Here is an 8989-nt window from a genome sequence, read left to right as displayed (position 1 = left end):
TGGACCGGCCGCGATCGCGGTGGCGATCGCCTCGGTGAGCCAGGCCTCGGGCATGCTGGGAGCCTCCCCGGCAAGCCACAGCAGGTACTCGACGTTGCCCGCGGGGCCGGGCAGCGGACTCGCGACAACCCCACGGACACCGAGTGACAACCGTGCCCCAGCCGCGGCCACCTCCCGCACCGCCCACGCGTGCGCAGTCACGTCGCGGACCACCCCGCCCGGCCCGAGACCGTCCCGCCCCACCTCGAACTGCGGCTTGACCAGGACGACGAAGTCGGCCTCTGGTCGGGCGCAGGCCCGCAGCGCGGGCAGCACCAGCCGCAGCGAGATGAACGACAGATCGGCCACGACCAGATCGACCAGCCCACCGATTTCCTCGGGGGCGAGGTGGCGGACATTGGTACGCTCCAGCACCCGGACCCGTCGATCGCTCCGCAACCGCCACGCCAACTGGCCGTATCCGACGTCCACCGCGACGACCTCAGCCGCACGGTGGCGCAGCAACACGTCCGTGAAACCACCGGTGGACGCCCCGGCATCCAGACAGCGGCGCCCGGTGACCCGCAACGGCGGCTCGTTCCCGGCGAAGGTGGACAGGGCCGCAAGCAGTTTGTGGGCGCCGCGCGAGGCATATCCGGGGTCGCTCCCAGAAATGATCACAATAGACGTGGTGTCATCCACGATCGTCGCGGGTTTGGTGGCCGGCCGCCCGCTCACCCGGACCCGGCCGCCAATGATCGCCTCACTGGCCTGCTCGCGGGAGCGAACCAGGCCTCGCCGTACGAGCTCGCGGTCCAGCCGCGTCCTGCGGACCATGGCAGCGCGCCTCGTCCCGGTCACGCCCGCGGCCGGCCAGGCTTGGCGGCTGGATCAGGCGGAGCGCTCGCGGGCCCGTCCAGATCCGTGAGTACTCCGTCCAGGAGACCGTGGACCTCCTCGAAGACAGCGACGTGGGCCGACACGGGCAGCGTGGGCAGGCGGTCCATCCGCGCAAGCGCGTCACGAACATCATCTGGAACGTCATCACTCATGCGGCGGCGTCCATAGCGAGCATCGCAGGACGCGCCAGCGACCGAGGAGCGCAGCGGCGGACGCCGCCGGGGTGCACAGTCATGAGGGGTTCCTCTTCCATGACAGCGACGGCAGGACCGTCACCCCGCGGCACGCCGCTGTCGTCCGAACCAGGATGCCTGGATCCCGCTCGCGGTGGCGACGGTTACCCCAGGTACACCGGACGAGCCGTGTCGAACACATCGCCATCGGCAGACCGGGCGCTAGGCTCTCCGTGAGAGCCCATCCCTACCATCGTTACCGCCTCGTCACTGTGTACGAGAGCCACCCGCCGGTGGCAGTGTCCGGTCCCGGGTGGCGGTCCGCAAAGGTCATGCGGAACACCGCAGCTCCGAGGCTCCGAGACACAGCCCAGCGGACCCGCGGAAGGAGGAGCTGGCCGGCATGGCGACCAGGCAGCAGTGTTCGGCGGCGTTGCGCATGCTGGCGGATCAGCTCAACAATCTGGTGAACGACCGCACGCGCGAGCTGGCTCCCGACCGTACCATCATGTGCCGGATACCCGATCTCGGGACGAGCTTCTCCGCGGAACTACGCGACGGCAACGTCCTCGACATCAACGAGGGCGAGTGCGAGACGGCCCAGGTGACATTCACGGTGAACAGTGACGACCTCATCGCCGTCACTGAGGGAAGCCTGCGGTTCGGCTCGGCGTGGTCCAGCGGCCGGCTGAAGGTGGACGCCAGCCTGCGAGACCTGCTGCGGATGCGTTCCCTGCTTTAGCGCAAGTTTGGGAAGCCAGCCTGCGAGACCCGCTGCGGATGCGTTCCCTGCTTTAGCGCAAGTTTGGGAAGCCGGCTGTCCGGCTCACCGCCCCCCAGGCAGCCCCCGAATACCCACGTCATCCCAGCTCAGAGATACTTTTCCGACGCCAGGAACAGTCAGCAATAAGATCAAGATAGAATAGATAAAAAATCAAGGTTGACAGTTTCCTCTCACTCATTGTTCAATACCCGAGTAAGCGCTCATAGCCAACGGGAAGCCTCTGAAACATGCTACCGCGCAAGGAGGAGAAGCACGGTCCGTTGATCAATTTATCGATGCCTCGGAAGGACCTGACGGTGAAGAGAGCGTTCGCGTCTGTTTTCACGGCCATGGCAGTCACACTTGGGCTGGTTGCTACCGCGGGTTCCGCTCAAGCAATCAACAGGGTATCCTGTAGCAGCTACGACTTTCTTTGGCTGCAGTCCAATCAAACGACATGCTGGGCAAACGCCGGCTACACGAATGTGACCCTCTACAACGTTTATGGAGGCAGCTCCGGAAACAACGCCGGATGGTATTCGGGCGACAGCTACACAGTGTATTTCCCGAAGTGGTCTTCATGGTCGTACCCGGCTCAGACAGTTCGCGCCATCAATATATATTGATCTGCATGCTGATACGCTTTCGCGGGCGTCGCTGGCGCCAGTCCCCACGCATCCGCCACGTGATTCGCCCACAGGCGACGCTACCTGCGGTTGTACTGGTGCTGGCTGCCAGCGTCGCCTGCGCGGACCCGGTAAAATCCCCGGAACAGCACGAGCCCGGCATCGGGCCAGTACAACAAATTTCCGAGCCATCGCAGATCGGCCGGCCGATAGACACGTATATTCCTTCGGTTCAGGAGATCATGCAGCTTCGGGCAGTACGCAACGAAACCGTCGCGAAATGCCTCGCGGCGCACGGAGCCAACGCCGAGATCCACGAGCCGCCGGGGGTACAGGAGTTTCTATCAGCCCAGCAACGAGATGGAGTGATCCGGTCAGGGCTGTACGGCTTCTTTGACCCCGTGGCGGCAAAGACCCATGGATATTCCAGACCTCCCGGGCAAGCGGTCTCGCTGACAGAAACGGGGGTCGCAGGACCGTCCGAAATTTCCTCGGAATGCACCCGAAAAGGGCAGGAGGCGATCGGCGGTACCCCACTCATCATCGATGAGACCGTACTCCCAGATTCCGGTCCTCCCGTCCCCACCAACGACAGTCGATACCGCGCGGTGGTCGTCAGCTGGGCGCAATGTATGGCCGAGTCAGGATTCAGGTACAACACTCCCCTGGACGCGATCGGAGACCTGCAATGGCGGCGCCCGCCAGCGCCTGACGGTTCCACGACACCCGCCTCACCGACTGAGATCACAGTCGCGTCCACGGACGTCGACTGCAAGATCAAAACAAATCTGGTCGGTATCGCCGTGGCTGTGCAGTCGGCATACGACAACAGATATATCGAATCCCATGCGGCCCAGCTCGTTGAGTTCAAGAACAGAATCCTCGGCCACATACGATCCGCCGGAAAGTAAAGCCAGTACAGTTGCCGGGCGTTCCGGCCCGGTACCACGCTGAATAATAACCAGAAGAAACCGGCTCTCCGGGTGCCTGGAACGGGCACTATTCCAGATCGGCACAGCCCGGTGGTCGGTCACCAGCCAGCCGCTGGACGGGGGTGCCGGCGTCCGCCGCCGTCCATGCAGCCGCGCAGGCCGACCGAAGAGCATCCAGGCCATCATCCCGCGGCAGGGCATCGACCAACGGGCCACCAGCTGGCGACGCACCGACAGCGGCCCCACACGCGCCGATTGCCCGGGGTGCCGGCCTGGCCCTGCGCCAGGTCAGCGTCGCATCACACACCTGCGCCACCCAGCCGCCACACGCCGCCACCACATCGCCGGATCGTGACTCACCTCCCTTCTCCGCCCCCTGCGCTCCCCTCACCTTCACGACGACGCCCGGATGACACGCCAACAGGCCACGCAGATCGGCCGCGAGATACGTCGGCCGGTGGCGTGCCTCGGCCCGCAGGAGTTCGCCCGGTGCGGCCACTCCGGTGAGCACCAGCAGGGACGGCGTGCCCGACCGGACAGCCGACTCGATATCGGTGTCGAGACGGTCGCCCACAATCACCGGAAACCGCGCCCCGCTCCGGCGGACCGATTCCTCGTGCATCGCATGCTCAGGCTTGCCAGTAACCATCGGCTCGCATCCGGTTGCCGTACACAACATCGCAACCAGTGAACCGTTGCCGGGCATCAACCCACGTTCGCTCGGCACCGTCGCATCAACGTTGGTCGCGACCCAGAACGCGCCCGCCCGGATCGCGAGCGCCGCCTCAGCGAGCCTGGCGTAGTCAAGATCCGGATCGAAACCCTGCACAACGGCGGCGGGCTGCTCCCCCACGGTCGCGACCGGCTGTAGACCCACCTCGGTCACCGCCTGGCGAAGGCCCTCGCCACCGACGACCAGGACCGCGGCGCGTGCGGGCAGCCGTTCGGCCAGCACCCGCGCGGCCGCCTGCGCCGACGTGACGACATCGGGCACCGCCGCGGGCACCCCGAATGCCACCAGCCGACGCACGACATCCGCCGGTGAGCGCAGGGCGTTATTGGTGACGTACACCACACGCATGCCACGGCCGCGGACAGATGCGATCACATCCGCCGCATGGGGCACGGCCTCAGCGCCGCGATACACCACACCATCAAGATCCATCAACGCGACGTCGTGCGCGTCGGCAAGTGGGGAGGACGACGCCGACAGCGGACGCGGCGAGCCGGTCAACCGGGCGTGAAAATGAACGTGTGGACTGTCCGTCATAACCGGCTCATCAACGCTGGTTGAGAGCGGCCCGGGCACTGCGCAGAGCCTGGTCGTAGTGTCGCAGGTCCGGGCGCATCGCCGCAGCCAGCGCCAGGTGCTCCACGGCGGCACGCAGGTCACCCGTTCTACGAGCCGCCATCCCAAGCCCGAACTGCGCGTAGTCGTCCGCCGGGTCATTTTCGACTATCCAAGCGAAACTCTCCCGGGCCGCGTCGTACTGACCGGCGTCGAACTGCGCCCGCGCCAACGCCTCCCGCACGCTGCGGGAGCCCGGCTCGGCTGCGACCGCATGGGCCAGCAGCTGGACCGCGGCGTTCGCGTTGCCCCGGTCGAGCAGGGCAACACCCCGGGTGTACCAGTCGTAGACCTCACCGCCGGGAGCACCTCCAACAGGACCACGGTTACCCCCAGCTCCGTCGTACCCGCCGGACATCGGCGCCTCCCTAACCTCTAGGCCAGCGGCCACGCGACAGAAAACGATCGCGCGGCCGCTGGCCGGTTGGTTACCTCTGCCTGTCTGCGTCACTGCCTGCGTCACTGCCTACGTCACCAGCTGGTGGTGCCCACGCTCAGAGCCTCGTCGCCACTGATGTACACGCCAGCCAACACCGATGGCGGCCAGACGCATTTTCACAAGGTGCGCATCCCAGTGTCGCTGGAAACCGGGCAACGCTCCCACCGATCGCACTGATCGCTGTGTTTCTGTACAGCCTGTTACCGGTATGAAGGCTCGCGGGCTCAGCCAACGGCGGGCCTGCGCCATGGTCCGCGCGGCTGGAGCGGCCCCGCAGGGGGCAGCCCATACGATCGCGGCATGACTGCTCCCGACCCGGCACTGCCCACACCCGGCGGACTGGTGTTCGCGCCGTTTCGTGCCCTGCGGTATGTGGCCGATGACGGGCCGGATCTCGCGAGACGGACCGCCCCGCCCTACGACGTGATCGACACAGCGGGCGTCACCGCGCTGGAAGCCGCGCATCCGCACAATGTCGTCCGTCTCACCCTTCCGCGCGACACCGACGAGAGCTCTCCCGAGAGCCGTTACGACCGCGCCGGACAGACCCTGCGTGCATGGATCGCCGCCGGTGTCCTGCGCCGCGACGACGCTCCCGCACTCTACGTGTACGAGGAGATCCACGACGGCCACATCCAGCGGGGCCTGGTCGGCGCGGTGGCCCTCGTGGACCCGAACGCGGGGATCATCCTGCCGCATGAGAACACGATGGCCGGCCCGGTCGCCGACCGGCTCGCCCTGACCGTGGCCACTGTGGCGAATCTCGAACCAATTTTCCTGCTGTACCCTGGCGGCGGGTTCACCAGCCAGATCGTTTCAGCGACAGCCGCAACCCAACCGCTGTTGACCACTATGACCGATGACGGCGTATCACACCGCATCTGGGCCCTTACCGATTCAAACGATCTCGCACAAATCGCTGACGATCTCTACGGACGGCATGCGGTGATCGCTGATGGACATCACCGATACGCCACCTACCGTCGTTACCAGGCAGACCGTCACGCTGCCGGGGCCGGCGCCGGCCCGTGGGATTTCGGCCTGGCCTTCCTCGCCGACGCGCAGGTGTCGGGGCCTGCGGTCCACGCCATCCACCGGGTCGTGGCAGGACTCGACGTGGCCGAGGCCGCGCGCCGGGCCGCATCGGCCTTTTCGGTGACGCAGCTGGACGCCGCGCCGGATCCGAGCGGGATGGCCCTGCTCAACGAGCTGGCGGGAGCCGGCAAGGGCGGCCACGCGTTTATGATCACCGATGGCCGCACGGCGTTCCTCCTGAGCGAACCGGATCCGGCGCTGCTCGCCGAGGCACTGCCCGTGGACCGCTCCGCGGCCTTCCGCAAGCTGGATGTCACCGTCGCGCATCTCGCGCTGATCGTGAAGGTCTGGGGTCTACCGGACACCGAGGAGACGATCCGTTACCATCATGACGCGGCCAGCGCGATCGCCGCCGCGGCGCAGGCCGGCGGGACCGCGCTGCTGCTCAACCCGACGCCCACAGCGGATGTCGCCGCAGTCGCCGCCGCGGGTGAGCGTATGCCACGGAAGTCGACGCTGTTCACGCCCAAGCCGCGAAGCGGCCTGTTGATCCGTCTCCTGGACAACCAGTAGGCCATCGCCCACCATACGGACCCCATACGGACAAGCCACGGGTCGCGGGAGCAGCAGATCAGCTGTCCGCCAGCATGGCGGCCCGCTCCGCGGCGTCGGTCTCCTCCTCATCGATGGTTGCCGTGGACGCGAACCAGCGCGCCGCATCAGCCGGCCGACCCGCGGCCAGCAACGCCTCGGCATAGGCGTACCACAGCCTTGGCGTCCACGGTTCCACGCTGGCCACAGCCGCCTCATCCTGCAGCAGCAGCACCGCGGCCGCCGGCTCGCCCAGATCGCGCCGTGCGCCGGACAGGACGATCAGGAGCTCGATCCGGCCCGCCTTGTCGAGTGCGGCCGCACCCGGGTCCCGGGCGAGCAACAACGCCCGCTCGGGACGCCCGAGCCCACGCTCGGCGTCCGCCATCAGCGCGAGATGGCGAGGGGAACCGTCGAGCCGGCGGGCCGCGCGCAGCTCGGCAAGCGCCGTGGTGAACTCCCCCGCGTGGTACGCCGCGAGGCCAACCGCTTCGCGGACGACCGCGATACGGGACGCAAGCGCTGACGCCGCACGAGCGTGCGCAAGCGCGAGCGCGGGGTCCTCGTCAAGATAGATGCCGGCGGCCACAAGATGACGGGCGACCGGTTCGGCGAGCGAGGCGCCGAGTCCGCGCAACTCCCGGGTCACCTCGAAGTCCAGCAGCTCCGCGCGGGCCTCATCGGGCAGCGCCGGCGCGGATGGTCGACCTGGGCGCTGTTCCTGTCCGCGTTCCTGCCGGCCGGCGTCCGCCGAACGGCCCGCGGATGTTGATGATCCCGCGGGCGTGGCGGTACGCCCGCGGGCCGGAGCGGGCCTGCCGCGGCCTGAGCCAGCGGCCCCGGGCCGCGGACCTGCTGGCCTGCCGCCACGTGCAGCCGGTGGCCGGGAATCCCGCCCGCGCGGCGCGGGGCTGGCCGGCCGTGGCTGGCTCGGATGCGGCTCGCCCAATCGTGGTTGGTTCGGCCCCGGCGCCGGCCGTTGTGGGGCACGACCGGTGGTGTTCCGGTCCGCGCCGCGTTCGTCCCGAGCCCGAGCATCGCGACCTCGTTCGTCACGATGGTAAACAGACCGGTAGGGCACGGCATCCGGCGCGGGCCGCCGGTCGGCATCCCGCCCACGACGCCGATCGGTCGACCGATCCTCGGCAGCACGACCGCGGGAAGGACTGGGGGACGTTCTGCCGTCACGCTCGCCGCCGGTGGATGGCGGGGTGACCCCGGGCTGCGCCCGCCGCGGGCCACCGCCAGCCTTATCACGATCATTACCGGTGCTACGGAAGCGGTCGGCGGCACGAGGCCTGTCGGCGCCAGACCGGCCCGCAAGACGATTATCAGTACCACGGCCGCGCGGGGCATCGTTCCGGGACACCCGCGAGCCCTGCCCGGAGCGGTCACCCTTGGTCGAGAAAAACGTCCGCTGATCCGTTGATCCGCTCCCGCGCTTCACTGGGCCCGAGGCGGGCGAATCCGATGGGCGAGCCGAACGCGCCGCGCTCTGCCTGCGTTCATCGTGTCCTCGCTCGTTGCCGCGTCCCTGGCCACGTTCCGGGCTGCCGGTGTGACCGCGGCCGCCGCGCGGAACAGACGCCCCACGGGCTGGCGGGCCCGCCGGCCGCCGCCCGGATTCACGGCCGTCGGCTTCCGGCCCCCGCGACCCCGGCCTTTCCGCTCTCGCCCGATCCGATCTCGGCCGCTCAACCGGCCGGCCGCCGCCCTGTCGCTGGCCTGTCCTATCCGGACCGCGATCCTCACCAGAACGCCGGCCGTCACCGCGCGCACCCACGGGTCGAGGCGACCGGCGGGCGCCATCATCATGATGCGCGCTGGCAGACGCTCGTCGCGCGGGCCGGCCAGCCGTGTCACGGTTGCCGCCTGCTGGCGGCTGATCTCCATAGCGACCCTGCTGACGCGCACCGCCAGCGCGGGCGTCGCGAGCCGCCCGCCAGCGCTGTTGCGCCTGTCCATCGCTCGCGGTCCGAGATCTGCCACGCCCGGCCGCGGTCGGGCGACGAGCCGCTGTGCTCGTCGTCGAGGTCCGATTCTTCCTCGGGGAAGTGGCCTCGGCCGCGCTTGCTGGCTGGCGGCGACCTGGGCGGGCGGCTTCGCCGTTGTTCTTCTCCACGCTGTTCTCTCCCTCGGCCGGTGCCATCCATGCCCGCGTCGGTGCCGGCTTCATGACAAAAAGGGAGGGGTTATCCGACAT

At 68.2% G+C, this 8989-nt stretch carries 12 protein-coding genes; 6 read left to right on the top strand and 6 right to left on the bottom strand.

What is annotated here, in order from left to right; translation table 11 throughout:
* Together MJ785_RS12530 and MJ785_RS12525 are read right to left on the bottom strand one after the other, a co-directional pair.
* A partial coding sequence (locus tag MJ785_RS12530; RefSeq protein WP_239380968.1) for a TlyA family RNA methyltransferase occupies positions 1 to 816 on the bottom strand: 816 nt, incomplete at its 3' end.
* 20 nt (positions 817 to 836) lie between these two features.
* Complete coding sequence (locus tag MJ785_RS12525; RefSeq protein WP_239312131.1) at positions 837 to 1031, bottom strand: hypothetical protein; 195 nt, start codon at positions 1029 to 1031, stop codon at positions 837 to 839.
* A 424-nt stretch (positions 1032 to 1455) separates the two neighbouring features.
* Here MJ785_RS12525 and MJ785_RS12520 point away from each other — a divergent pair, with 424 nt between their 5' ends.
* The 3 genes from MJ785_RS12520 to MJ785_RS12515 all read left to right on the top strand — a co-directional run bounded on the left by MJ785_RS12520 (position 1456) and on the right by MJ785_RS12515 (position 3352).
* The gene (locus MJ785_RS12520) at positions 1456 to 1794 is read left to right on the top strand and encodes an SCP2 sterol-binding domain-containing protein (RefSeq protein WP_239312127.1); all 339 of its coding nucleotides are present in this window, start codon (positions 1456 to 1458) and stop codon (positions 1792 to 1794) included.
* A gap of 269 nt (positions 1795 to 2063) precedes the next feature.
* On the top strand, positions 2064 to 2441 hold the full coding sequence (locus MJ785_RS22290; RefSeq protein WP_370652940.1) for a beta/gamma crystallin domain-containing protein: 378 nt from the start codon (positions 2064 to 2066) through the stop codon (positions 2439 to 2441).
* Positions 2387 to 3352 carry a hypothetical protein gene (locus MJ785_RS12515; protein WP_239380966.1) on the top strand — a complete coding sequence of 322 codons (966 nt, stop codon included), beginning with the start codon at positions 2387 to 2389 and terminating at the stop codon, positions 3350 to 3352. Before MJ785_RS22290 ends, MJ785_RS12515 begins: the two co-directional genes overlap by 55 nt.
* Before the next feature lie 88 nt (positions 3353 to 3440).
* Here the strand turns inward: MJ785_RS12515 and MJ785_RS12510 are convergent, their stop codons facing one another.
* Both MJ785_RS12510 and MJ785_RS12505 read right to left on the bottom strand, forming a co-directional pair.
* Positions 3441 to 4643, bottom strand: coding sequence for an HAD-IIA family hydrolase (locus tag MJ785_RS12510; protein WP_239312123.1), 1203 nt, complete (start codon positions 4641 to 4643; stop codon positions 3441 to 3443).
* Between the two features lie 10 nt (positions 4644 to 4653).
* On the bottom strand, positions 4654 to 5079 hold the full coding sequence (locus tag MJ785_RS12505; RefSeq protein WP_239312121.1) for a tetratricopeptide repeat protein: 426 nt from the start codon (positions 5077 to 5079) through the stop codon (positions 4654 to 4656).
* Positions 5080 to 5460: 381 nt separating this feature from the next.
* Here MJ785_RS12505 and MJ785_RS12500 point away from each other — a divergent pair, with 381 nt between their 5' ends.
* Positions 5461 to 6768, top strand: coding sequence for a DUF1015 family protein (locus MJ785_RS12500; protein WP_239312118.1), 1308 nt, complete (start codon positions 5461 to 5463; stop codon positions 6766 to 6768).
* Between the two features lie 58 nt (positions 6769 to 6826).
* Here MJ785_RS12500 and MJ785_RS12495 read toward each other — a convergent pair whose 3' ends face one another.
* Positions 6827 to 7435 carry a hypothetical protein gene (locus MJ785_RS12495; RefSeq protein ID WP_239380964.1) on the bottom strand — a complete coding sequence of 203 codons (609 nt, stop codon included), beginning with the start codon at positions 7433 to 7435 and terminating at the stop codon, positions 6827 to 6829.
* Between the two features lie 408 nt (positions 7436 to 7843).
* Here MJ785_RS12495 and MJ785_RS12490 point away from each other — a divergent pair, with 408 nt between their 5' ends.
* Positions 7844 to 8215, top strand: coding sequence for a hypothetical protein (locus tag MJ785_RS12490; protein ID WP_239380962.1), 372 nt, complete (start codon positions 7844 to 7846; stop codon positions 8213 to 8215).
* A 14-nt stretch (positions 8216 to 8229) separates the two neighbouring features.
* On the opposite strand, the gene MJ785_RS12485 is transcribed toward MJ785_RS12490, so the two are convergent.
* Positions 8230 to 8751 (bottom strand): hypothetical protein, encoded by a 522-nt coding sequence (locus MJ785_RS12485; RefSeq protein ID WP_239312114.1) that lies wholly within the window; start codon positions 8749 to 8751, stop codon positions 8230 to 8232.
* A 53-nt stretch (positions 8752 to 8804) separates the two neighbouring features.
* Here MJ785_RS12485 and MJ785_RS12480 point away from each other — a divergent pair.
* Positions 8805 to 8989 (top strand): hypothetical protein (locus MJ785_RS12480; protein WP_239380960.1); only part of this gene is annotated, 185 nt, incomplete at its 3' end.

This window comes from Protofrankia sp. CiT1 (assembly GCF_917627335.1).
GTDB lineage: Bacteria > Actinomycetota > Actinomycetes > Frankiales > Frankiaceae > Protofrankia.
This window is presented reverse-complemented; position numbering and strand designations above follow the sequence as displayed.